The sequence below is a fragment of the Kitasatospora sp. NEAU-69 genome (genome assembly GCF_057158765.1).
The window spans coordinates 210472-234193 of sequence record NZ_JBWXUE010000013.1; the positions used below are offsets into that span (position 1 = coordinate 210472).

Annotated in this window: 15 protein-coding genes and 2 pseudogenes; 5 read left to right on the plus strand and 12 right to left on the minus strand. The window is 73.1% G+C overall.

Annotated elements, in window-relative coordinates:
• Positions 1-14: 14 nt before the first annotated feature.
• The 4 genes and pseudogenes from AC060L_RS17665 to ureA form a co-directional block, all read right to left on the minus strand.
• On the minus strand, positions 15-1088 hold the full coding sequence (locus AC060L_RS17665) for an alpha/beta hydrolase (RefSeq protein WP_483799721.1): 1074 nt from the start codon (positions 1086-1088) through the stop codon (positions 15-17).
• Between the two features lie 238 nt (positions 1089-1326).
• The gene (locus AC060L_RS17670; protein ID WP_483799722.1) at positions 1327-2364 is read right to left on the minus strand and encodes an agmatine deiminase family protein; all 1038 of its coding nucleotides are present in this window, start codon (positions 2362-2364) and stop codon (positions 1327-1329) included.
• 65 nt (positions 2365-2429) lie between these two features.
• Positions 2430-4146: pseudogene (locus AC060L_RS17675) on the minus strand (urease subunit alpha).
• A gap of 70 nt (positions 4147-4216) precedes the next feature.
• Positions 4217-4927 (minus strand): urease subunit gamma, encoded by a 711-nt coding sequence (ureA, locus tag AC060L_RS17680; RefSeq protein WP_483799723.1) that lies wholly within the window; start codon positions 4925-4927, stop codon positions 4217-4219.
• 528 nt (positions 4928-5455) lie between these two features.
• On the opposite strand from ureA, the gene AC060L_RS17685 reads away from it, so the two are divergent.
• Together AC060L_RS17685 and AC060L_RS17690 are read left to right on the plus strand one after the other, a co-directional pair.
• Complete coding sequence (locus tag AC060L_RS17685) at positions 5456-5929, plus strand: ATP-binding protein (RefSeq protein WP_483799724.1); 474 nt, start codon at positions 5456-5458, stop codon at positions 5927-5929.
• A 201-nt stretch (positions 5930-6130) separates the two neighbouring features.
• Positions 6131-8341, plus strand: a complete 2211-nt coding sequence (locus AC060L_RS17690; protein WP_483799725.1) for a SpoIIE family protein phosphatase — start codon at positions 6131-6133, stop codon at positions 8339-8341.
• 21 nt (positions 8342-8362) lie between these two features.
• Here AC060L_RS17690 and AC060L_RS17695 read toward each other — a convergent pair whose 3' ends face one another.
• The 5 genes from AC060L_RS17695 to AC060L_RS17715 all read right to left on the minus strand — a co-directional run bounded on the left by AC060L_RS17695 (position 8363) and on the right by AC060L_RS17715 (position 13691).
• Positions 8363-9397, minus strand: a complete 1035-nt coding sequence (locus AC060L_RS17695) for a DUF2637 domain-containing protein (protein WP_483799726.1) — start codon at positions 9395-9397, stop codon at positions 8363-8365.
• Between the two features lie 186 nt (positions 9398-9583).
• Entirely contained in the window at positions 9584-10411 is an 828-nt protein-coding gene (locus AC060L_RS17700) for a (2Fe-2S)-binding protein (RefSeq protein ID WP_483799727.1), read from the minus strand.
• Positions 10412-10515: 104 nt separating this feature from the next.
• A complete protein-coding gene (locus tag AC060L_RS17705) occupies positions 10516-11496 on the minus strand; it encodes a hypothetical protein (RefSeq protein ID WP_483799728.1) in 981 nt (326 codons plus the stop codon).
• A 335-nt stretch (positions 11497-11831) separates the two neighbouring features.
• Positions 11832-12926 (minus strand): hypothetical protein, encoded by a 1095-nt coding sequence (locus tag AC060L_RS17710; RefSeq protein ID WP_483799729.1) that lies wholly within the window; start codon positions 12924-12926, stop codon positions 11832-11834.
• Between the two features lie 150 nt (positions 12927-13076).
• A complete protein-coding gene (locus AC060L_RS17715; protein WP_483799730.1) occupies positions 13077-13691 on the minus strand; it encodes a nucleotidyltransferase family protein in 615 nt (204 codons plus the stop codon).
• Between the two features lie 167 nt (positions 13692-13858).
• Here AC060L_RS17715 and moaA point away from each other — a divergent pair, with 167 nt between their 5' ends.
• Positions 13859-14869 (plus strand): GTP 3',8-cyclase MoaA, encoded by a 1011-nt coding sequence (gene moaA / locus AC060L_RS17720; protein ID WP_483799731.1) that lies wholly within the window; start codon positions 13859-13861, stop codon positions 14867-14869.
• A gap of 96 nt (positions 14870-14965) precedes the next feature.
• Positions 14966-16615, plus strand: a complete 1650-nt coding sequence (locus AC060L_RS17725) for an alpha/beta hydrolase (RefSeq protein ID WP_483799732.1) — start codon at positions 14966-14968, stop codon at positions 16613-16615.
• Between the two features lie 50 nt (positions 16616-16665).
• Here the strand turns inward: AC060L_RS17725 and AC060L_RS17730 are convergent, their stop codons facing one another.
• The gene (locus tag AC060L_RS17730) at positions 16666-17787 is read right to left on the minus strand and encodes an alpha/beta hydrolase (RefSeq protein ID WP_483799733.1); all 1122 of its coding nucleotides are present in this window, start codon (positions 17785-17787) and stop codon (positions 16666-16668) included.
• An 80-nt stretch (positions 17788-17867) separates the two neighbouring features.
• Positions 17868-19892, minus strand: a complete 2025-nt coding sequence (locus tag AC060L_RS17735; RefSeq protein WP_483799734.1) for a CocE/NonD family hydrolase — start codon at positions 19890-19892, stop codon at positions 17868-17870.
• Between the two features lie 170 nt (positions 19893-20062).
• Here AC060L_RS17735 and nicT point away from each other — a divergent pair.
• Positions 20063-21169 (plus strand): annotated as a pseudogene (gene nicT / locus AC060L_RS17740) (Nickel transporter NicT); the annotation flags it as partial.
• A gap of 212 nt (positions 21170-21381) precedes the next feature.
• On the opposite strand, the gene AC060L_RS17745 reads toward nicT, so the two are convergent.
• Complete coding sequence (locus AC060L_RS17745) at positions 21382-23520, minus strand: NPCBM/NEW2 domain-containing protein (protein WP_483799735.1); 2139 nt, start codon at positions 23518-23520, stop codon at positions 21382-21384.
• Positions 23521-23722 lie beyond the last annotated feature (202 nt).

Genomic DNA, 23722 nt, shown 5'->3' on the forward strand with positions numbered 1-23722 from the left:
CCCGGCCTGTCGGGTCAGCGGCGGGTGGCCCAGACCGCGAAGCTCTCGACGGCGTCGGCGACGGCACCGAACCGGAGCGAATGGAAGAAGTCGAAGTTGTGCTGAGTGCCGGGTAGTTCGGCGAAGGCGACCGGTGCGCTGGACGCGTGGCCGAGTTCCTCCGCGAAGCGGCGGGCGTCCTCAGCCAGCACCAGGGTGTCCAGGGTGCCGTGCACGATCAGGAACGGTGGTGCATCGGCGTGGAGATGGGCGTGCGGGGTGGCCGGGGCGCCCGAAGTGTCTTGGCCGGCCGGTCCGTAGTAGCCGTACAGTCCGATCGCGCCCGAGACCGAGTCGTCGGTCAGCGCGACGGTCGCGGCCAGGTGGGCGCCGGCCGATCCTCCGGCGACGACCAGACGTGAGGGATCGGCGCCGAGTTCGTCGGCGTGGTCGCGCAGCCAGGCGATCGCCTGCCTCGCGTCGGTGAGCGAGTCGGTGTAGGTGGTGCGCAGCCGGTAGTTCGCGCTGGCGCAGACCCAGCCGTGCTTGGCCAGGCGGTAGAGGAGCGGTCGCGCGCCGAGGAGCTTGCTGCCCATCGTGAACCCGCCACCGTGCAGGTACAGCAGGACGGGGGCGCCGTGCGGTCGGCTGCGGGGGACGTAGACGTCGAGGCGCTGGGCCCGGGCGTCGCCGTACCGGCGATTTCGGAGCCTGCGGACGCCGGGCCGCCACGAGACCAGTGGCAGCAGCAGGATCCGGAGGAGGGGCAGCCGGCTGGGCGGCATCGGGATGCCCGGGTCGGCCGCCAGAGCCGTCTCCAGGACGCCTCGCGCCGAGCGGGTGCGGACCGCGAGAGCGGCCATGCCGCAGGCCGGTACGGCGGTGAGTGCGGCCGCGAGCCACCAGGTCGGCGTACCGACCCGGGTCGTCAGCGTCGGAAAGGCGCTGACGGCCAGCAGGGCGAGGCCGAGGAACGGTTGCTCGTTGAGGAGATGCCCGAGCCAGAACCAGAGGTTCGACGGGCTCGAATGCCGCGGCATGGGGGGCCGGAGGGCGGCGAACGTGCACAGGGCCAGCACCGCGATGGAGATGAGGAAGCCGATGGGCACGGTTGCTCACACCCGGCCCGGAAGCGTCAGAATTGTCAGCACCGCGGCCTCCCCTGCCTCCCCTGCCTCACTGACAGACTAGCCGTCCCTCCCCGTCGTGATACGTGATGATCCATGAAGTGCCGATCCCCCCACCATCGCTGAGATGGCGTCAGGAGCCGAGTCGGCCCGGGGGCCGGCGGGAATCCGAACCCGCCGACCGACCCGGGCACGTAGTGCGCACTCGGGCGCCGAGACCTCAGACCCGCGGCTGCTGCTGCGTGATGCAGTGGATGCCGCCGCCGTTCGCGAAGATCTCGCGGGCGTCCACCAGTTCGACCGTGCGGCCCGGGAAGGCGTCCGCGAGGATGGCGGCGGCCTGCTGGTCGCGCGGGTCGTCGAAGGCGCAGAGGATCACGGCGCCGTTCGCCACGTAGTGGTTGATGTAGGAGAAGTCGACCGGCTCGCCGTCCTCGTCGTGCAGCACGGTGGGGGCCGGGACCTCGATGACCTCCAGCCGGCGGCCCTTGGCGTCGGTGGCGGCGCGCAGGGTGGCGACCAGGTCCTGGCAGACGGCGTGGTCCGGGTGCGCCGGGTCGGGCTGGACGTGGGCGAGGACGACGCCCGGGCGGACGAAGGAGGCGACGATGTCGATGTGGCCGCGGGTGCCGAACTCGTCGTAGTCGCGGGTCAGTCCGCGCGGCAGCCAGATCGCCTTGGTGGTGCCGAGGTAGGCGTGCAGCTCGGCCTCGACCTCCTCCTTCGTCCAGTCCGCGTTGCGGCCCTCGCCGAGCTGGACGGTCTCGGTGACCAGCACCGTGCCGTCGCCGTCCACGTGGATGCCGCCGCCCTCGTTGATCAGGCGGGAGGCGAAGCGCTGGACGTCGGTGAGCTCGGCGATGTGCTCGGCGATGTGCTGGTCGTTCTCCCAGCTGGCCCAGGACTGCGCACCCCAGCCGTTGAAGATCCAGTCGGCGGCGGCGAGCGTGCCCTGCCCGTCGATCAGGAAGCTCGGGCCGATGTCGCGCATCCAGGCGTCGTCCAGCGGGCGTTCGACGATCTCGACCTGCTCCGCCACGTACTCCCGGGCGGCCTTGGTCTCGCCGATGTTGACGACCAGCGTGACCGGCTCGTAGCGCACGATGGTGTTGGCCACCTGCGCCCAGGCGAGCCGGGCGGCGTGCAGGCCCTCGGGGGAGTCGAAGGTCTGGTTCTCGGTCGGGAAGGCCATCCAGGTGCGCTCGTGCGGGTGCCATTCGGCGGGCATCGAGTAGCCGAGCGAGGCGGGAGTGGTCATGAGGCCAAGTCCTATGTGGAGAAGTGAATTGAGAGTCAGGGCAGATCAGAGGAAGTCAGCGCAGATCAGAGGAAGTAGAGGCGGCTGAGCGAGACGCTCTCGGACGGCTCGGAGCGCAGCGGGTTGCCGTCGAGGGAGACGAGTCCGTTGTCGGCGTTGACGTTGACGTGGCCGGTGCGGGCGTTGCGGATCATGTCGCGGGGGCCGATGCCGCGGGTGCCTTGGACGGCTACGCGGCGGCGGCGGGTGGGGAGTTGGTCGCCGTTGTGGACGGCGGCTCGGGCGACGAAGGCGACGGAGATGTCGGCGGCGGTGGCGCCGTGGGCGCCGAACTGGGGGCCGAGGACGAGGGGTTCGCAGCGGTCGGTGGCGGTCGGTGGAGGCGTTGGGGTCGCCGGTGACGCCGTAGGCGGGGAAGCCGCTCTTCAGTACCAGTTGGGGTTTGGCGCCGAAGTGGTCGGGGCGCCACAGGACGATGTCGGCGAGTTTGCCGGTTTCGATGGAGCCGATTTCGTGGGCGAGGCCGTGGGCGATGGCGGGGTTGATGGTGAGTTTGGCGATGTAGCGCAGGACACGTTCGTTGTCGTCGCCGCTTTCGCGGGTGCCGTAGGAGCCGTCGCCGTCGAGGGGGCCGAGTTCGGCCTTCATCTTGCCGGCCATGGCGAAGGTGCGGCGCACGGTCTCACCGGCGCGGCCCATGCCCTGGGCGTCGGAGGAGGTGATGCCGATCATGCCCAGGTCGTGCAGCACGCCCTCCGCGCCCATGGTGCCCGCGCGGATCCGGTCGCGGGCCATGGCGGCGTCGCCGGGGAGGTCGAGCTTGAGGTCGTGGGCGGAGACGATCATGCCCGCGGCTTCGGCCAGGGCGTCGCGGCCGAAGGGGAGGGTGGGGTTGGTGGAGGAGCCGATGACGTTGGCGACGCCGGCCATTTTGAGGACGTTGGGGACGTGTCCGCCGCCGCAGCCTTCGATGTGGAAGGCGTGGATGGTGCGGCCTTCGAGGACGGAGATGGTGTCCTCGACGGAGAGGCACTCATTCAACCCGTCGGTGTGGAGGGCGACTTGGACGTCGTGTTCTTCGGCGACGCGTAGGGCGGTGTCGAGGGCGCGGGTGTGGGCGCCCATGTCTTCGTGGACTTTGAAGCCGCTGGCGCCGCCTTCGGCGAGGGCTTCGACGAGGGGGCCGGGGTGGGAGGAGGAGCCGCGGGCGAGGAAGCCGATGTTGACGGGCCAGGCGTCGAAGGCGTTGAAGGCGTGGCGTAGGGCCCAGGGGGAGTTGACGCCGACGCCCCAGACGGGTCCGAATTCCTGGCCGATGATGGTGGTGACGCCGGAGGCGAGGGAGGCTTCCATGATGCGGGGGGAGAGGAGGTGGACGTGGGTGTCGATGGCGCCGGCGGTGGCGATGAGGCCTTCGCCGGAGACGATGGTGGTGCCGGTGCCGACGACGACGTCCACGTTGTCCATGGTGTCGGGGTTGCCGGCGCGGCCGATGGCGGCGATGCGGCCGGCGATGAGGCCGATGGAGGTTTTGATGATGCCCTGGATGGCGTCGATGATCAGGACGTTGCTGATGACGACGTCGCAGGTGTCGCGGACGGTGGCGGCTTTGAGGTGGAGGCCGTCGCGGGCGGTTTTGCCGAAGCCGGCCAGGAACTCCTCGCCGGGGGCCTGGGAGTCGGCTTCGACGCGGATGATGAGTCCGGAGTCGCCGAGCCGGATCCGGTCACCGGTGCGCGGGCCGTGCACCGAGATGTAGTCGTGCGGAGAAATAGCGGTCATGCCCCGCCCTCGCTTCGCTCGGCGGACCAAGCCCGCATGGCGACTCTGCTCAATTGCTCGCTCCGCTCGCTCATGACTCCACCTCCGTGTCGTCGAAGTTGATCAGGTAACCGGTCGCGCGGGCCTTCTCCAGCGCGGCCTCGCGGGCGCCGGGTGCGTCGAGCGGGCCGTCCACCAGGCCGGCGAAGCCGATCGCGACGCGTGCTCCGGCGATCGGCACCAGGCCGACCTCGACGGTCGCGCCGGGGTCGAAGCGCACCGAGGAGCCGGCCGGGACGGCGAGGCGGGTGCCGTAGGCAGCCGAGCGGTCGAACGCGAGCCGCGGGTTGACCTCGAAGAAGTGATAGTGCGAGGTGACCGAGATCGGCACCTGCGAGGTGTTGTGCACCGGCAGGACCACGCTCTCCTCGATCGGGTCGTAGCCGGCGCCCGCGCCGGGCAGCGCCGCCCCCGGGCCGTCCTCGCCGAGTGAACCGGCGCCCTGGAAGGGGTCGTTGACGACGGCGAGCCGGGTGCCGTCGTCGAAGACGGCCTCCACCTGGATCACCGTGACGACGTCCGGCACGCCGGGCAGCACGTCGGCGGCGCTCAGCACGGTGCGGCCGGCCTCGATCGCCTCGGCGAGCCGGCGGCCGTCCCGGGCCGCCTCGCAGACGGTGTCCGCGATCAGCGCGGTCGCCTCGGGCACGTTCAGCAGGCAGCCACGGGCGCGCCGCGCCCGGGCCAGCTCGGCGGCTGTGAAGATCAGCAGCCGGTCCCGTTCGGTGGGTGTCAGTCGCACGGTGCCTCGCTCGCGGTCGCCGGGGGGCGGGTCGGGGTCGGGATGAGGAAGTTAGAACGGCGTTCAAACAGCTGGTGGCCATTGAACCCGCATCGGGTCGCCGTGTCCAGCCTTGCCCGGCTTGCGCGGTTCTGCGCGTCGGGGTGGGGGGTGGTGTGGGCGGTGCGGGTGCCATTCGGCCGCACGGTCGGCGGCGGGGGTCGGTAGCCGGACGGTGGCGTGGCAGGTCGCGGCGGGAGCGGGATGGGCGCACGGCTGCCCGAATCAAGCTGACAGAGTGTCAATAACATCGACGCCCCAAACCTCGGACCGGATCACTCGGCGCCCCCCGAGCCCCCGTTCACCCCGGCTGATGCCTCGCGCCCCGTTGCGGCTCGCCGTGAACGGGACTCACGATAGGGAGAGCGGGCGGGGGCGTACTTGGGGGCGGAACTGATGGAGAGTCAGCGGGAGGCGTCGGAAGAAACGCCACGGGACACCTCGCGGGACCATGAACGGGACGGTCCGCGGGACGGCTCACGAGACGGCTTGCGGGATGGCTCGCGGGGCGGTTCACGGGCCGTCCCGCCGGATGCGGAGCGCCGTCTGCACGCCGCCCTGGGCCCGGCCGAGCTGGCGGGGATCGCCCCGCTGCGCGCCGAGCTGCGGGCGGCGCTCGCCCGCTGGGGCGTTCCGGAGCTCGCCGACACCGCCGAGCTACTCGCCTCCGAGCTGCTCGCCAACGCGCTGCAGCACACCGGCTCGGGCGCGGTGCTCGATGCCGTCCTCCTCGACTCCCCGCCCGAGGTCGAGGGGCCGGATGGGGGCTTGCGCAGCGGTGCGGGCCGTCGGCTGCGGGTCGAGGTCGGCGACCACGGCGGCCGGCTGCCACGGCCGCGCCGGGCGGCCGACACCGAGACCTCGGGTCGCGGGCTGGTGCTGGTCGAGGCCCTCGCCGACGGCTGGGGCGTGCGGCTGCGCGGGGACGGCAAGGTCACCTGGTTCGAACTGGCATCCGAGTAGGGCGCGGCGGTCGGTGGCTCACGGGGCGCCGGCTGGCGCATCCGAACCCCCGGCCCCGGCCGCCCGGAGCGGCGGCATTGCCGCTTTGCCGAACATTCGACAGGATGGTGAGAATGTGTGTCCGGATCAGGACCCGCCACCTCGGGCCCGTCCGCGGAGCACACCCACCCGACCCACCGACCCGGCAGGGGCAGGAGAACCATGGCGACTGAGCCCGAGCCGCAGGGGCCCGCACGGCTCCCGCTCGGTCCGCCGGCCCAGGGCGGCCGGCGGCCGGGAGTCCGCAGCACCGGTCTGGCCGCGGGGCGGATCGCCGCACCCGCGGCGATCCCGCCCGTCCACGGGCTGCCCAGCCGTGGCGACTCCACCCCGGACTGGCTCGAACCGGCGATGGCCGCCAACGGCATCGGCTCGTTCGACTGGGACATCCGCCGTGACGTGATCGAGGCCGACCACCGGGCCTGCGCGATCATGGGCGTCGGCCACGACAGCCTTGACCTCGCCGCGGACTCGTTCCTGGCGCTGCTGCACCCCGAGGACGCCCCTGTGGTGCGCCGCCGGGTCGAGCGCGCGGTCGCCGAGCTCGGCCAGTGCGGCGCGTACTACCGCACCGTCTTCCCCGGCGGCGAACTGCACGCGGTGCGGTTCCGCGGCCGGGTGCTGGCGGACGCGTTCGGCCGGCCGTCCCGGATGGTCGGCTTCGTCTGGGACGCCACCGCCGAACTGCACAAGCGCGAGGACGCCGGCCGGCTGGCCGCGCTGCGCGAGGACCGTTCGCGCTTCATCAAGGAGGCCGCCCGGGCACTCTCCGAGGCGGTCACGGTGCGCGACGTGGCCCGCGTCTTCACCGAGCTCCCGCTGCCCGGACTGCCGCCGGACGGCCTGGTGCTGGCCGCGATGGAGACCGGCCGGCTGCAGATCCTGGGCGCCAACGGCTACCGCATGGAGGACGTCAAGTCCTACGACCGGACGCCGCTGGAGCCGTACGAGCCAGCCGCCGAGGCGATCCGGCGCCGGGTCCCGGTCTTCCTCTCCAGCCGCGACGAGTACCGCGAGCGCTTTCCGCAGGCCTGGTCGCGTGCGTCCGGCACCGGTCGCAGCGCCTGGGCCTTCCTGCCGCTGGTGGCCAGCGGCCGGGCGATCGGGCTCTGCGTGGTCAGCTTCGACGAGTCCCGCGAGCTGGACGCCGACGAGCGCACGCTGCTCTCCACGCTCGGCGGCCTGGTCGCGCAGTCGCTGGCCCGGGCCCGGCTGCACGACGCCGAGCACGAGCTGGCGGCCGGCCTGCAGCGGGTGATGCTGCCGCGGACCGTCCCGGCGGTGGCCGGCGTGACGACGGCAGTGCGCTACCTGCCGGCCGGCTCCGGGCTGCAGATCGGCGGCGACTGGTACGACGTGGTGCCGCTGCCCGGCGGGCACGTCGGTCTGGTGATCGGCGACGTGCAGGGGCACGACGTGCACGCGGCCGGCATCATGGGCCAGCTGCGGATCGCGCTGCGCGCCTATGCGGCCGAGGGTCACCCGCCGGCCGCCGTGATGGCCCGGGCCTCGCGCTTCCTGGCCGACCTGGACACCGATCACTTCGCCACCTGCACCTACGCCGAGGTGAATGTCGACTACGGCGTGGTCTACGCGGTGCGGGCCGGCCACCTGGACCCGGTGGTCCGGCGCACCGACGGCAGCAGCACCGTGCAGAACGTGGTCGGCGGCCTGCCCCTGGGCATCCGGGCCGATCAGGAGTACCAGGTCACCCGGTTCAGCCTGGACCCCGGCGAGACGCTGGTGCTCTGCACCGACGGTCTGGTGGAGTCCCGCCGGATGGACCTGGACACGGGCATGGGCCGGCTCTGCGCGGCGGTCGCCGGCGAGCTGGCGCCGCGCACCGAGTCCGGCCCCGACCCGCTGGAGCAGCTGGCCGACCGGATCGCGGCCGGCGCCGCCGACTCCTCCGAGCGGGAGGACGACATAGCGCTCCTGCTGCTGCGCTGGGACGGCCCGCAGGGTGGCCAGGCCGCGCAGCAGCTGCGCCGCCGGATCGGCCAGGCCGACCTGGCCCGGGTCGCCGAGCTGCGCGGCGAGCTGCGCGACGCGCTGCGCCGCTGGGGCGTCGCCGAGATGATCGACACCGCCGAGCTGCTCGCCTCCGAGCTGGTCACGAACGCGATCCGGCACACCGACCGGGACGCCATGTTCACCGCCCGGCTCTACCGCGAGGACGGCCGCGAGCCGCGGCTGCGGATCGAGGTGGAGGACGAGTCGGACCTGTGGCCCAAGCGCCGCACGCCCGGCGAGCAGGCCTCCTCAGGCCGCGGCCTGATGCTGGTGGAGGCGCTCGCCGACGCCTGGGGCGTGGAGCCGCGCGGCTCGGGCAAGCGGATGTGGTTCGAGCTGACGGCGGGCGAGGCCGGCTGAGCCCCGCCCGCGGTCACCGACTTACCCGAACTGGCGCTCCAGGTCCTTGAGCTTCTGCTCCAGCGAGTCGAGCCGGGGCAGCGTCAGGGTGTCGTCGTCGGTGGTCAGGTCGATCGTCCGCCGGGCGGGCCGGGTCGGCAGACCGGGCGCGGCGGTCGTGGTGGCGGGGCTCGCCTCGGTGGACGGCGCTATCGCGGGCTCCGCGCCGCCCGGCTCCAGCTGCCGGGCGGCAGCCGTGGCGACGGGCGGCACCGCGCGGCCGCGGGCCCGGCCCCAACCGCTGTGCTGGCGGTTGATCGCCCGGATCTCGGCCCGCTCGCGCCGGCTGGCCAGCCGTTGCCGCTCGCGGTTGAGCACGGCCTCGCGCTTGGTGTCGCGGACCTCCTCGACGGCCTCGTCCAGGCTGCGCACGTTCTCCAGCAGCATCAGCGACCAGGCCGCGTACGTCTCGATCGGAGCCCGCAGCCAGCGGACGATCCGGATCTGCGGCAGCGGCCGTGGGACCAGCCCCTGCTCGCGCAGTGCGGCCCGGCGGGTCTGTTTGAGCGCCCGGTCGAAGAGCACCGCCGCCGAGAGCGACATCCCGGCGAAGAACTGCGGCGCGCCGGCGTGCCCGAAGCCGCGCGGCGCGTGCACCCAGTTGAACCAGGCCGAGGCGCCGGCGAAGAGCCAGACCAGCAGCCGCGAGCCGAGCGCCGCGTCGCCGTGGCTGGCCTCCCGGACCGCGAGCACCGAGCAGAACATCGCGGCGCCGTCCAGACCGAACGGGACCAGGTACTCCCAGCCGCCGGACAGCCCGAGGTTCTGGACCCCGAAGCCGACCAGGCCGTGGAAGGAGAGCGCGGCGGCCACCGCCGCGCAGCAGAAGAGCAGGGTGTAGGAGGCGCCGCCGTACAGCGACTCCTTGCGGCGGCGGCGCTCCTCGGTGCGCTCCCAGGAGTCGGCGCCGCGAGCGGCGGCCCCCCGGCTGCGCAGGACGGCCGCCATGATGGCGACCACGAGGAGCGCGGCGGCGCTCACAACGGCCCAGCCCAGTGGTATGTCCGACATTCTCATGGCGCTGAACCAGCCTCGCTTCCGGCGATCGGGGTGGCACTCGGCCCACCCGGGAACGTCAGCCATCATGGCGGATTTCCGGATCCCATACGGGTGGTTTTCCGTCAAATGCACTGGACGGATGGCATTCTGACGTTTCGTCGGAAATACGGTATGACCGGATTACGAGTGTGGATATCGGATGAATCAACGGCAGCTGCGCGGGCAGCCGACGCAGGCCTCGCGCGGACGCACCGTGTAGAAGAGGCAGCAGCTGACCCGGGTGCGGGCCGGGGCGAGGCCCGGCGTGAAGCCCGCGGCGCCGGTGAACGGCCTGGCCGGTGGGTCGGGGAAGAGCGCGCAGAGCTCGGCGACCGCCCGGCTCTCCAGGCCGAGCAGGCTGCCCGCGTACCAGAGCCCCTCGACCAGCTCGTCGGTGGCCAGGCCCCAGAGCGTGCGGGTGCCGCGCCGCAGTTCGGGCCGGAACGCGCCGAGCACCGGCGTCAGGTGTCCGGCCACCGCCGCGCGCAGCTCGGCGCGCAGCGCCGCTTCGTCCGCGACGATCCGCGCGCCGGGCCGGCCGGCCGCCGGATCGCCCGGCAGGCAGGCGAACCCGGCCGGGCGCACCGTGAGTTCGAACGGCCCGCCGCCGGCCGGGCGCCGCGCGGCCACCCGGTCCACCGGCAGCAGCGGCACCCGGCGCTCCAGGAACCAGGGGAGCGTGAAGGCCAGGCCGAGCGGCCAGGCGTAGCGGTGCAGCCAGAAGCCGGCCGCGACGTCCCGGCGCGGCGGCTCGCCGTACCGGGCCAGGCCGTGCCGGGCCTCGGCGGTGATCAGCCGGGAGCGCAGCGCGGGATCGGCGACCAGCCGGGCGATGCCGGTCCAGCCGCCGCCGACCGGCGCCGCCGCGAGCTGCACGCGCAGCTCCGGGAAGACCCGGGCGACGGCCGCGTACGCGCCGGTGAACGGTGCGCGCGCCGTCCGGGCCGGCAGGGGCGGCGGTGGCAGGGGCGCGGCGGCGCTGCGCACGGTCATGGCGGGGCCCGATCGGGTCGGTCCGGCACTCGCGCGGAGCCCGGGTTCGGCGGATCCCGGCCGGGCGGGCCTGCACAGGCCCGCCCGATCAGGTTAGCCTCACCTTAGCTGACGGACCGTCTATCGTCCTGCCCACCGCGGCCGTCAGGGGGAACGCCGCCGGGCCCGAGGCTGCCGGGCCCAACGCCGCCGGGTACGGTGCCGCCGGCGCGGCGGGTGCCCGGCAGGCCCGGCCGGGCGCTCGGCGGGGCGCCGCGCGGCGCACCCGGCGGCCCGCCCGGTGGTCCACCCGGCGGTTCACCCCCGGCCGCGTCCTCGCCGAGCCGGCCGACCAGCCAGACCGGCACCCCGCCCAGCGCCTGCACCAGCCGCCCGGCCTCGGCCCGCAGCCGCTCCGCCTCGGCCGGTTCGCAGACCTCCGCGAGCGCGGCCAGCGCCGGTGCCACACCGACGGTGAAGCCGAGCTCCTCGCGCAGCCGCAGCGACTCGGTGAAGCCCTCGCGGGCCCGGACCCGGTCGCCGCCCGCCAGTGCGAGCGCGGCCAGATGCCGCCAGGTGGACGAGGCGAGCAGCGTGTCGCCGTACGCCAGTGCGCCTTCGTGCGCGCGGCGGTAGGCGATCCAGGCGGCCGTCCGGTCCCGCAGCAGGTTCTCGGCGACCAGGCCGCGGCGGAAGTCCAGCAGCGGGCGGCCTGCTGCGTCCGGCGGCAGCAGGGCCGAGGTCCGGCCGAGTGCGGCCTGGGCCTCGTCGAGCCGGTCGCGCGGGCCGAGCACGCTGCCCAGATAGGCCAGGAAGCCGCGGGCGCAGGCTGCCGCGGCGCGCTGCCCGGTGCTGGTGACCCCAGCCTCGGCCAGCCGCAGCGCGGTCTCCGCCTGGTCCCAGTGATCGGCGGTGAACAGGCACTGCTCGATCAGGAGTTCGGCCCGGCAGAGCGCCGTGCGGGCGTCCTGCTCGGCGGCCGCTCTGAGTAACTCGGCGGCCTCCTGCCAGCAGGCCCGGGAGCGCAGCCGCCAGACCGTGCCGCTGGTGATCTCGTCCAGATGGCCGTCCGCGCCCGGATGCAGCCCCCCGCCGTGCGGAGGCACGCCCGGCGGGCCCCCGCGTCCGCGTCCGGGATCCCCTGCCCGGCCGCGCGTCCCCCCGCTCAGCGGGGCTGTTCCGTGCTCCGACAACGCCACCTCCTTGTGTGCGCCATCGACGGACACCGCCGTGAGCGGACAGCGCCGCCCACGGCCACCGCCGCTCGCGGCCGCGCGAATCACAGCCACGGCCGCTGTGGCCGCAATTCAACACCTGTGGCGAGCTTGTGCACCAGATCACGAGCGCGATGTATTTCGGCCGGGTAACGCCTGGGGCCGGGAGGTGACGAGGGGTCGGGATGGGTCGGGATGGGTCGGGAGGGGCGGAAGGCGGCGGTGGGTCAGGAGGTCCAGCCGGTCTCCATCAGGGATTCGGCGGCGCCGTTGAGCGGCTGTGGCAGCCCGGCCTCGTCGAGCGTGAAGAGCGCGACCAGCAACTGCTCGCCGCGGACCACGGCCTGGTGCGAGTAGCCGGCGGTGGTGAACATCGCGGCGGCCATCTCCTCGGCGTGCAGCGTCTGCAGCCAGAGGCACTCGACGGTGCGCAGGTCGGCCGGCTCGGACCAGGTGTCCACCTGGGCGACCAGGCGGTGGCCGAGCAGCGTGACCGCCTCGCGCTCCTGTGCCTCGGTCAGCTCCAGCTCGCCGAAGCCGAGCCACTCCAGGTAGCGGGCGGCGGCGAGCACGGCGTCCCGGGCGCCGCGCACCGGGTGCGGGCGGAACGGCGGGCGGCGCTGCCAGCGGCCGCCGGAGGCGGGCGACGGGGTGACCGGGGGCTGAGCGACCGGGGGTGGGGTGACCGGCGGCCGGGGCGGCTGCGCGTGCCGCGGCTGGCGCGGCGGCTGAGGCGAGTGCGGTGCGTGCGGGCTGTGCGGTGCGTACGGTTGGTTCGGTCCGGCCTGGGTGGGCGAGTTCGGCTCGGGTGCGTAGCGGGCGGCGGCTGCGGCATCGTAGGGGCGCACGCCGAGCGGGCGCGCCCCCGGCGAGCCACCGGCGCTGCGGTCCACCGGCAGTCGCACCGTGGCACCGCAGTTGCAGGTGAACTCGGGCTGCGGCCACTGGTCCGAGCGGCCGCAGGTCGGGCAGCGCAGGCTCAGCCAGGAGTCCTCCCAGGAGCGGAACCGCACCTGCACCGGCACCCCGCCGCGCAGCAGCGGGATCTTCAGCGCGGCGCCGCACGGGCAGGGCAGCGCGGCCGGCTCGTACAGGTGCTCGCGGCGGCAGGCCGGGCAGCGGATCGGGCGACCTGCCCCCGCGCCGGGCGCCGGGGGCCCGGACGACGCACCGGCGGCGTCGCCGGAGCCATGGCCGGTGCCACGACCGGCGCCATGACCGTCCGAGGCGTATGGGTCGTACGGGTCGTACGGGTCTGATCCGTGCGGTCCCTCGTACGGTCCCCGGCCGGTGAAGTCGTCAGGCAGCGGATGTCCGGACACGGCGCACACCGTCCGTTCGATGGAGAAGGCGGGTCCTCCCCATGCTCCCCGATCCGGGCGTCCCAGGGCAGGGGATGTCCGAATAAATCAGGGCTCAACCAGGGTTGTTCCCGGATCTGTCACCGTCCGCAGGTGCACCCTGACGGAGCGTCAGCAGGCCGACCAGCGCGCCAGGTCGGCCGGTGTGTCGAGATCGTCCGGGACGGCGACGTCCGCGCACTCCACCAGCCGCAGCTCGGCCCGGCGGGCCGTCAGCAGCGCCCGCGCCCCGGCGTCGCCACGGGCCCCGGCGGCCGCCTCGGCCAGGTGTTCGGCCCCGATCAGCACCGGGTGCCCGCGCTGCCCGTGGTAGCCGGCGGCGGCCAGCGCGGCGCCGTCGCGGTGCGCGGCCAGCAGCCGGGCGACGGCAGCCGGCGAGACGCCCGGCGTGTCCACCAGTGCGACCAGGACCGCGTCCACCGGTTCGGGCAGCGCCGCGACCGCCGCCAGCCCGGCGCGCAGCGAGCCGCCCATGCCCTCGGCCCAGTCCGGGTTGGCCGCGAGCACGCAGCCGGTCAGCTCGGCCCGCTCCCGCACCTGCGCCATCGCCGCGCCGAGCACCACGACGACCGGCGCGCAGCCGCCCTCGCGCACCACCCCGACGGCGTGCTCCACCAGCGGCCGGCCCCGGAACTCCAGCAGCGCCTTCGGGCGCCCGCCGAGCCGCCGGCCACCGCCCGCCGCCAGCACCACGGCCGCGACGCGCGGGCCGGTCGGATCAGTCATGACACCACTCGCACCACTCGCATGCCACCACTCGCATGACACCACTGTGACGCCTTCCGGGAGGCCCTCGCGTTGTGTGAATGCACAAGGGTGTGCCGCTGGCCTCGGGTGGAGCCCGGTTGATGCGCCGCTGGATCTTCTGTTCACAGGGCCGTCTACTGGCCGTTATGCACAAGGCTGTCCCGAGTACCGCTCCCGTCCCGCTGGTCGACCGCTTCGGCCGGGTCCACACCGACCTGCGGGTGTCGCTGACCGACCGCTGCAACCTGCGCTGCACGTACTGCATGCCGGCCGAGGGCCTGGACTGGCTGCCCAGGGCCGAGCTGCTGACCGACGACGAGATCGTGCGGCTGGTGCGGATCGCGGTGCAGCGGCTCGGCATCACCTCGATCCGGCTGACCGGCGGCGAGCCGCTGCTGCGGCGCGGCCTGCCCGGGCTGCTGGCCCGGCTGACCGAGCTCGGCCCGGAGATCTCGCTGACCACCAACGGGATCGGGCTGGCCAGGATGGCCGCCGACCTCAAGGCGGCGGGGCTGCAGCGGGTGAACGTCAGCCTGGACACGCTGCGGCCCGAGCGCTACCTGGCGATCACCCGGCGGGACCGGATCACGGACGTCCTCGCCGGCCTGGCCGCCGCGCGGGCCGCCGGGCTCGACCCGGTGAAGATCAACGCCGTCCCGGTCCGCGGGGTCAACGAGGACGAGGTGATCGACCTGGTCGAGTTCGCGGCCGGGCACGGCTACCGGATGCGGTTCATCGAGTCCATGCCGCTGGACGCGCAGGGCGCCTGGGACCGCTCGGCGATGATCACCGCCGACGAGCTGCTCGCCGTGCTCGGCGCCCGCTGGCCGCTGGTCCCGGTCGGCCGGCACGGCAACGCGCCGGCCGAGGAGTGGCGGATCGCCGGCACCGACACGGTGATCGGGGTGATCGCCTCGGTCACCCGGCCGTTCTGCGGCGGCTGCGACCGGGTCCGGCTGACCGCCGACGGGCAGCTGCGCAACTGCCTCTTCGCGACCGAGGAGTCCGACCTGCGGGTGCTGCTGCGCGGTGACGCGGACGACGCGGCGATCGAACGGGCCTGGCGCAACACGATCGCGCGCAAGGGCCCTGGCCACGAGATCAACTCCGCCGACTTCCGCCAGCCGGACCGGCCGATGTCGGCGATCGGCGGCTGAGGCAGTACTGAGGCAGTACCGAGCCGTACTGACCTTCGTTCAGGAGGTGGCACCCCGCCGTCTGTTTGTGTGAAGAGCGGCTGATATTCCTCTGCGGTGAACACTGCTCTGGCGCGCCTGTCGCGCCGCATTCTGCCCGCCGTGCTGGGGGTCACCGTGGTCGCCGGCTGCGGTGCATCCGGGACCGGCTCCGCCAAGGGGGCGGCGAGCCCGTCGGTGGCGCTCTCCTCGCCCGCCGCCGCGTCACCGTCGCCGTCGGCGGCTCCCACGCCGCCGCCGAGCCCGACCGCCTCGCCGTCGCCGACCGTCACGCCCACCGGAGCCGACGACCCGGCGCTGAAGCCCTTCTACACCCAGCAGATCGCCTGGTCGCCGTGCCCGGACGACCCGGCGGCCGACAGCGTGGACACCACCGGGCTGCTCTGCGGCACCGCACACGTGCCGCTCGACTACACCAACCCGGGCGCCGGCACGCTGGACCTCGCGCTGGTCCGCAAGCCCGCGCTGCAGCAGGACCAGAAGCTCGGCTCGCTCTTCTTCAACCCGGGCGGCCCCGGCGCCCCGGGCACCAGCGAGGTGGAGTACGGCGCCGCCACCAGGTTCAAGAGCCTCAACGCGCGCTACGACCTGATCGGCATGGATCCGCGCGGCATCGGCAAGAGCACCGCCGTGCACTGCCTGGACGACGCGGCCCGCGACAAGTGGGACAGCACCGACGACTCCTCGACCAAGGGCAAGACGCTCGCCGACGCCTGCCAGGCCAACGCGGCCAAGCTGCTCCCGTTCGTCGGCACCCGCAACGCGGCCCGCGACCTGGACGTGCTGCGCGGCGCGCTCGGCGACCAGAAGCTCAACTACCTCGGCTTCTCGTACGGCACCTACCTGGGCAGCGTGTACGCCGAGCAGTTCCCCGACCGGACCGGACGCCTGGTGCTGGACGGCGCGATGGACCCGACCCAGAACCTGCTGGACGGCGACGTGCAGCAGACCATCGGCTTCGAGGGCGTCTTCGAGCGCTTCGCCGCCGACTGCGTCACGCACACCGGCTGCCCGCTCGGCAAGGACCCGGACGCCGCCGCCAAGAAGCTCGGCGACTTCCTGGACGGCCTCGCCGACAACCCGCAGACCGGGAAGAACGGCCGGCAGCTCACCCGCAGCATGGGCTGGACGGGCACGCTGGACATGCTCTACGGCGACGCCACGTCCTGGCAGAACCTGCGCGGCGCGCTCTCCTGGGCGATGGTCCGCCAGCAGCCCGACTATCTGATCGCCGACGCGGACGACTACAACGGCCGCGACGCCCAGGGTCACTACAGCAACATGGCCGACGCGTACGCCGCGATCGGCTGCGCCGACAACGCCGCCGCGCCGACCGACCAGCAGATCCAGGCGGCGCTGCAGACGCTGCACGAGAAGGCGCCGTACCTGACCAAGCACTACACGGCCGACGACCTCTTCGACCCGGACTGCCGCAACTGGCCGTACCGCTCGACCGAGCAGCCGCACGCGATCAAGGCGGCCGGCGCGGCGCCGATCCTGGTGGTCGGCTCCACCGGAGACGACGCCACGCCGTACGCCTGGGCGCAGCACCTGGCCGCGAACTTCGCCAGCGCGACGCTGCTGACCCGCGACGGCGACGGGCACACCGCCTACTCGAAGAGCGCCTGCATCAAGACGGACGTGGACGGCTTCCTGCTGAACGGCACGATGCCGCCGGCCGGGACGCACTGCCCGACCGACTCGTAGGCCCCGCTGCGCTGTCCGCCTGGCCGGAGGATCCGGTCAGGCGGACGGCGTCAGACGGACAGCTGCGCGGTGTTGAACTGCCGGCCCAGCCACTCCAGCGCCGGCGGGATCTCCCGGGTCCAGGTGCGGAAGTTGTGGCCGCCGACGTCGAGCGTGATGGTGGAGAGCTTGGTCGGGGCCTTGAACGCGCCGACCATGGCCTGGGTGGCCTGGTAGTTGTCCTCGTTCGGGCTGGTCGCCAGCAGCAGCGAGACCGGGGCGGCCGGTGCGTTCTTCAGCCGCCAGAGCAGGTCGTTCTCCTGCTTGAGCTGCGTGCTGCCGCCGAACAGGTCGCCGGTGGTCGGGTCGTCGGAGACGTTGTAGTCGGCGGAGAGCGAGATCGCCGCGCCGTAGGCGTCCGGCTTGCGCAGCGCGAACTTCAGCGAGCAGTAGCCGCCGGTCGAGTCGCCCATCGCGGCGTGCGCGGCGGCCTGCGGCGCGATCCGGTAGCCGGCCTCCAGCGCCTTGGGCAGGTCCTGGGTGAAGAAGGTCTCGACCTGCGGGCCGTTCGGGATGTCCATGCACTCGGTGTCACGGTTGCCGACCAGCGTCGGGCGCATCATCACCAGCACCGTCGGCGGCAGCTGCTTGGCCTCGATCGCCTTGAGCGTGCTCGCCGGGTACTGCATCAGCGTGATCAGCTTCTCGGGGGTGCCGGGATAGCCGGTCAGCACCAGGGCCATCGGGAACTGCTTGCCGGCGTACGCCGCCTGGAAGTACTGCGGCGGCAGGTAGACGTAACCGTCGTTGCTCAGCCCGGACGCCGCGCCGCGCACCTTGACCGCCTGGATCACCCCGGAGCGGTCCTTGGCCGACCCCTGCGCCGAGTAGAACTTCTGCTCGCCGGTGACGGTCAGCGCCTGGCCCGGCTTGTGGTCGACCACGGTGCCGGGGCCGCCGGAGGTGCCGAGCAGGTCGGACCAGGAGCTGTAGAAGCCGAAGTAGGAGTTGGCGACCAGGCCCATCGCGACCAGCACCATCAGCTGCGTGCCGAAGAACGCGACGAGCCGGCCGAGCACGGCCTTCCAGCCCCGTCGGGCGAGCCTGGGCCAGAGCCACATGGTGGCGGCGAAGGCAGCCACGGCCAGCAGGCTGGCCACGATCTGGAGCGGGAGTCCGGTCAGCGCGAGCATTCGGCGATCCTAATTGACTCGCCTGAGAGCACCCGCCCGCCCCCTGAATAGGCCGTTGGGTGCCCCCGCGACCGGCTCGGTCAGTGCGGGCCCTGGGAAATCCGCCGCTCCCAGCTGCGCTCGAAGACGACCGAGCCGCCCTCCCAGGCGGTGAGCCGGCTGCGGGTCACGAGTGAGTCGGCGTCGGCGTCCAGCTCGCTGCTGACCTGCACCGTGACGTCCCAGCCGAGCTCGGCGCGCTCCAGCCGGATCGTCCGGTTGGCACGGACAGCGGCACTCAGCGCGTCGCCCGTACTCAGCCGGTGGCTCAGGTGGGACTGCTCGGCGACCACCAGGCCGTCCGGGTGGGTCCACGGGCTGCCGTGGTCCGGGTCCAGCTCGACCCGCCACTCGCCGGCCGCCACGTCGTGCAGCACCACCCGCTCGGGCTGCCCGTCCTTGACGGCGCTGCGGCGGACCTGCAGCGGTGCGGCCTGCTCGGGCTCGTCGAACGTGATCGGCGCCAGGCCCACGTCGGCGGCCAGGTGGCGGACCGGCAGCATCAGCGCGCTGTGTCCGGGGTCCACGCCGAAACCGGCCGACCCGGGCTGCGGCCAGAGCCACGGCCAGTACGCGGAGGAGAGCGCGAGCCTGATCCGGTGGCCGGGCCGGAACGCGTGGGCGGTCCCGGCCAGCTCGAACTCCACCTCCTCGACCGCGCCCGGCTCCCACGGCACGGCCTGCTCCGGATCGCGCCGGGCGGCCGGGTCGAGCGCGCCGCGGCCGACCAGCAGCGAGGTCCCGTCGGGTGAGATGTCGCAGAGCCGGGCCACCACGCGACCGCGCGCCGACGGGCGGCGCAGCCGCAGCCGCACCGACGGGCGGCCGAGGATCTCCAGCCGCTCGGCCAGTGGCGAGCTGTCGAAGCAGACCGAGCGGCCGTCCTCCGCGCGCTGGTCCGGCGGTAGATCGGCAGCGGCGCCGAGCGGGCGGTACGCGCCGGCGTCGATCCCGGTGTGCGGGGGCGAGCGGACCTCGACGTAGCGCTCGCCCTCCGGGGTGCCGGCGGTGCGCAGCGTGTCGGCCAGGCCGTAGTGGATCTCGCGGACGTCGTCGGAGGGCCACTGGTCGTCGCCGATCCAGCGGCCCGGCTGCTCGGCGGCGAGGCCGGGGCCGGCGGCTGCGGTGGGGTCGGGGTCGGGCATCCAGCAGCGCAGCTTCGGCTCGGCCATGATCCCGGTGTCGCCGCCCTTGAGCCAGTGGTCCCACCAGCGCAGCGTCTCCTGGAGGAAACCGATCGCCGGTCCGGGCGCCGACTCCTGGTCCGGGTAGCAGTGCGCCCAGGGGCCGATCAGCCCGCGCACCGGCGCCCGCAGCTGTTCGACCAGCCGCAGCACGGTGTCCCGGGACGGCTCGGCCCAGCCGCCCACGGCCAGCACGGCGGCCTGCACCGCGCCGTAGTCCCGGCCGTCATCCTGGCCCTGGTCCTCGGCGACGCCGCCGGGCGCGGGCGGCTCGATCGCGTCGAGGCGCCGCAGCCACAGTGGGCGCCAGTCGTCGCCGACGTACTTCGGGTCCGGCGGGCGGGCGGCGAAGGCGAGCCGGGTGGCGGCGTGGCCGTGCAGCTCGGCGATCGGCAGCGCGCCGCCGAGGTGGTGCCCGTCCGTCCCGGGGCGGTCGTCGTCGGCGCCGACGGCGACCACGGCGGTGAGCGGCGCGGGGGCGAGCGCGGCGATCGCGAGCACGTCGCAGCCGTCCCGGGTGAGCCCGAACAGGCCGATCCGGCCGTTGCACCAGTGCCGGCCGGCCAGCCACTCGATCACCGCGACGCCGTCGGCCGCCCGCTGGGCCGAGTACTCGCCGGCCGGCAGCCCACCGGAGTTGCCGTGGCCGCGCAGGTCGACCCGCACGCTCGCGTAGCCGTGCCCGGCGTACCAGGGGTGCCGCTCGGCGTCGCGCGCCGCGGTCCAGTCGCTCAGCCGGTCCGGCAGGTACTCCAGCAACGCGGGCACCGGATCGTCGGTGACCGGGCGCCAGATCCTGGCGGCGAGCTCGGTCCCGTCGGCGAGCGGAATCCGCAGGTCCTCGCGGGTGACGGGCAGGGGGTAGGAGGCAGCATGCCGCATATCGCGACAATAGCGGACATGACGGACCGCCAGGGTGGAGCGCACCGGTTCGTCGGGGGGCGCCTTGTTGCGAATGAGTTGCAGGTGCATGGGTGCAGAAGGAAGGATGTGGCGGTTGCCACGCCCGCACGGCCGGTTCCACCCGTACAACCCGAGAGAGGTCGCCGCCCATGAGCAGCGCACCGTCAGCGCCCGCCGCCCGCACCCGGTGGACCGCCCGCCTCACCCGCGACGAGTGGGTGCGGCTGGCCGGCATGGGCGCCTTCGTGCTCGCCCTGCACGTGGTCGGCTGGTTCACCCTGCTCGCCGTGATCGCGCCGCACCACTACGCGATGGGCGGCCAGGTCTTCGGCGCCGGGATGGGCCTGACCGCCTACACGCTGGGCATGCGGCACGCCTTCGACGCCGACCACATCGCGGCGATCGACAACACCACCCGCAAGCTGATGGGCCAGGGCAAGCGGCCGCTCTCGGTCGGCTTCTGGTTCTCGCTCGGCCACTCCTCGATCGTCTTCGGGCTCTGCGCGCTGCTCGCCTTCGGCATACGCTCGCTGGCCGGCGAGGTCGAGTCGGACGACTCCTCGCTGCACAAGACCACCTCGCTGATCGGCACCTCGGTCTCCGGCGGGTTCCTGCTGCTGATCGGCCTGATCAACCTGGGCGCGTTCAACGGGATCCTGCGGGTCTTCCGGAAGATGCGCGCCGGCGAGTTCGACGAGGCCGAGCTGGAAGAGCAGCTGGACAAGCGCGGCCTGCTCAACCGGATCCTCGGCCGGGTCACCCGGGCGGTCACCAAGTCGTGGCACATGTACCCGGTCGGCATGCTGTTCGGCCTCGGCTTCGACACCGCGACCGAGGTCTCGCTGCTGGTGCTGGCCGGTGGGGCCGCCGCGTTCTCGCTGCCCTGGTACGCGCTGCTGGTGCTGCCGGTGCTCTTCGCGGCCGGGATGAGCCTGCTGGACACGATCGACGGCTCGTTCATGAACTTCGCGTACGAGTGGGCGTTCTCCAAGCCGGTCCGCAAGATCTACTACAACCTCACGGTGACCGGTCTGTCGGTGGTGGTCGCGCTCGTGATCGGGCTGATCGAGCTGATCGGCCTGCTCGCCGACCAGCTCGACATCACCGGTGGGCCGATCGGCTGGATCGGCTCGCTGAACCTGAACAACATCGGCTTCGCGATCGTCGGCCTCTTCGTGCTGACCTGGGTGGGCGCGTTGGCCTTCTGGAAGTTCGGCAAGGTCGAGCAGAAGTGGTCGGCGCCGGTCGGCGCGGCAGCGGGCGCGGGGGGGGGGGGGGGGGGGGGGGGGGGGGGGTGGGGGGGGAGCTGGAGCATCGCTCAACAACACCCGCGCCTCCCCGGGGGGTGGGGGGAGGGGCCGGTGTGCGGGGGACCTGTGGTTTACCCCCCCCCCCGCGCCCGCGCTGAGCAAAGCCGAGCTGAGCCGACCTCAGCTCAGCTCGGCTCGGATCGAGTCGGACCGGCGGCTCAGCAGGTGAGCACCGGCCCGGCCCAGTCGCCGTGGTCGCTGTTGTTGCCGTCGCCGGCGTCGGTGACCACCAGGCGCAGCTCGTCCGCGCCGGTCAGGTCGGCCGTCAGGTGCTTGGCGGCGGCGTCCTTGCCGGTGACCAGGCCGCTGTCGGCGACCTTCGTGCCGTCCTTCCAGATCTGGAACGTGACGGTGCCCTGGCCACCGGTCTCGTCGTCGACACCGACGTCGGTGCTGAGCGAGGTGCAGCTGCCGCCGAGGTAGTAGTCCACCTCGCTCGGCGAGTTGGTGCCCAGGCCCTTCGGGTACTTGACGCCGCGGATCGTGATCGTCTCGCCGTCACCGGTGCCGTTCGCGCCCACGCTCTTGTCCTTCTCGACCGGGCCCCAGCCGTTGCTCGCCGAGGACCAGTTCAGGTCGGAGAGCTGGTGCGCGCCGGCCACGGGGCCGGGGCCGCAGGCGATCTTCGTGCCGGCCCAGTCGGCGTGGTCCCAGCTGGTGCCGTCGCCGCCGTCGGTGACCACCAGGCGCAGCGTCTTCGCGCCGGTCAGGTCGGCGGTCAGCGTCTTCGCCGGGTCCTTGCCGGTGAGCAGGCCGCTGTCGGCGACCTTGGTGCCGTCCGCCCAGACCTGGAACGTCACCGAGCCCTGCCCGCCGGTCTCGTCGTCCACGCCCACGTCGGTGACCAGGTTCCTGCAGGCGCCGCCGAGGGTGAAGCTGACGTCGCTGGGCGAGTTGGTGCCCAGGCCCTTGGCGTACTGCGTGCCGCGGATGCTGATCGGCTGCCCGTCACCGGCGTGCCAGTCGCCGTTGCTCATGTCGCGCTCGACCGGGCCCCAGCCGTTGCTCGCCGAGACGAACGGCAGGTCGCTGACGTAGCTCATGCCGGTCGGCGGCGGCACCGGGCCGCTCGGGGTGACCCGGAACATCGCCGTGCCGTGGCCCGGGACGGTCGCGCTGAGCGTGCCGGTGGTGGTCGAGGTCTGCTTCGACCAGAGGTCCTTGACCTGGTAGGACGAGGCGCCCGCGATGCCGAGGGTGGCGACGTCGGTGCTGATGTCGGTGGCGTACGAGCCCTCGTTGGTGAGGGTGACCGCAACGCTGCCGTCGGCCAGCGGCTTGGACATCACCATCAGGCCGTTGGCGTCGGAGACGACCGCGCCCTGCTTGCCGAGCGGGTCCTGGTCCACCGCGATCACGTCGGTGTTGGTCAGGATGTCGAAGGTCTGCTGCTGCGCGGTGCGCAGGTCGGTGCCGATCATCAGCGGGGCGGACATCTCGGACCAGAGGCTGAAGTGCGTCTGGTACTCGGTGCCGGTCATGCCGCCGTTGCCGACCTCCAGCATGTCCGGGTCGTTCCAGGCGCCGCGCTTGGAGTACGCGTTCAGGCCGGCGTTGGTGTTCGCGATGGAGATCATCGACTGCCAGTTGTCGCTGATGTCACCGGTGGTGCGCCAGGAGTTGCCGATGTTCTGCGCCCAGTTCCACGGCCCGGTGGAGCCCCACTCGCAGATGCTGTAGAAGATCGGCCGGCCGGTCGCCTTCAGCGCGTCGCCCATCGCCTTGTAGCGGCTCAGCGCGTCGACGCCCTGGTTGTTGCAGTTGTCGTACTTGAGGTAGTCGACGCCCCAGGAGGCCCACAGGTTGGCGTCCTGCTGCTCGTGGCCGAGGCCGCCGGGGAACCCCTGGACGTCGCAGGTGTGGGTGCCGGCGCTGGAGTAGAGGCCGAACTTCAGGCCCTTGGAGTGCACGTAGTCGGCGAGTGCCTTGATGCCGTCGGGGAAGCGGACCGGGTCGGCGACCAGGTTGCCGCTCGCGTCGCGGTTCGGCAGCGCCCAGCAGTCGTCCAGGTTGACGTACTGGTAGCCGGCCGCCTTGAGGCCCTTGCTGACGAACAGGTCGGCGATGCTCTTGACCATCGCCTCGTTGAAGGTGCCGCTGCAGTGGGTCGAGTTCCAGTTGTTGAAGCCCATCTGCGGGGTCAGTCCGACGCCGTTGTCCAGTGCCACCGCTGAGGGGGCGGTGGCCAGTTGGAGACCGACGGCGAGCGCGCCGCCGCCGGTGAGCAGCGTCAGCGCGGTGCCGAGCGCGCCGAGTCTGGCTCTCAGTGTCCTGTATGAGCGGGGCGTGGTGGGCAAGTGGTCCTCCTGAAGCGACGGAACCGGACGCAGTCAAACGGAACATCACATATGACAGTGCGCAGCGCCGGGCATGTCAAGAGATCTGACGTGCGTTCATGAAGGATCGTGTTCGGTTGTGTTGGCCTTGGTGTGCCCTTGGGAGACGAAACGCCGGAGCGGGGGGGGGGAAGGGTGGGGGGGCGTTGATCGCCCTCTGGGG

Bases quoted from the DNA above. Each gene is read 5' to 3' on its own strand.
- AC060L_RS17670 (WP_483799722.1), bottom strand. From the start codon at position 2,364: ATGACCACTCCCGCCTCGCTCGGCTACTCGATGCCCGCCGAATGGCAC.
- AC060L_RS17690 (WP_483799725.1), top strand. From the start codon at position 6,131: ATGGCGACTGAGCCCGAGCCGCAGGGGCCCGCACGGCTCCCGCTCGGT.
- AC060L_RS17695 (WP_483799726.1), bottom strand. From the start codon at position 9,397: ATGAGAATGTCGGACATACCACTGGGCTGGGCCGTTGTGAGCGCCGCC.
- AC060L_RS17700 (WP_483799727.1), bottom strand. From the start codon at position 10,411: ATGACCGTGCGCAGCGCCGCCGCGCCCCTGCCACCGCCGCCCCTGCCG.
- AC060L_RS17715 (WP_483799730.1), bottom strand. From the start codon at position 13,691: ATGACTGATCCGACCGGCCCGCGCGTCGCGGCCGTGGTGCTGGCGGCG.
- moaA (WP_483799731.1), top strand. From the start codon at position 13,859: ATGCACAAGGCTGTCCCGAGTACCGCTCCCGTCCCGCTGGTCGACCGC.
- AC060L_RS17730 (WP_483799733.1), bottom strand. From the start codon at position 17,787: ATGCTCGCGCTGACCGGACTCCCGCTCCAGATCGTGGCCAGCCTGCTG.
- AC060L_RS17735 (WP_483799734.1), bottom strand. From the start codon at position 19,892: ATGCGGCATGCTGCCTCCTACCCCCTGCCCGTCACCCGCGAGGACCTG.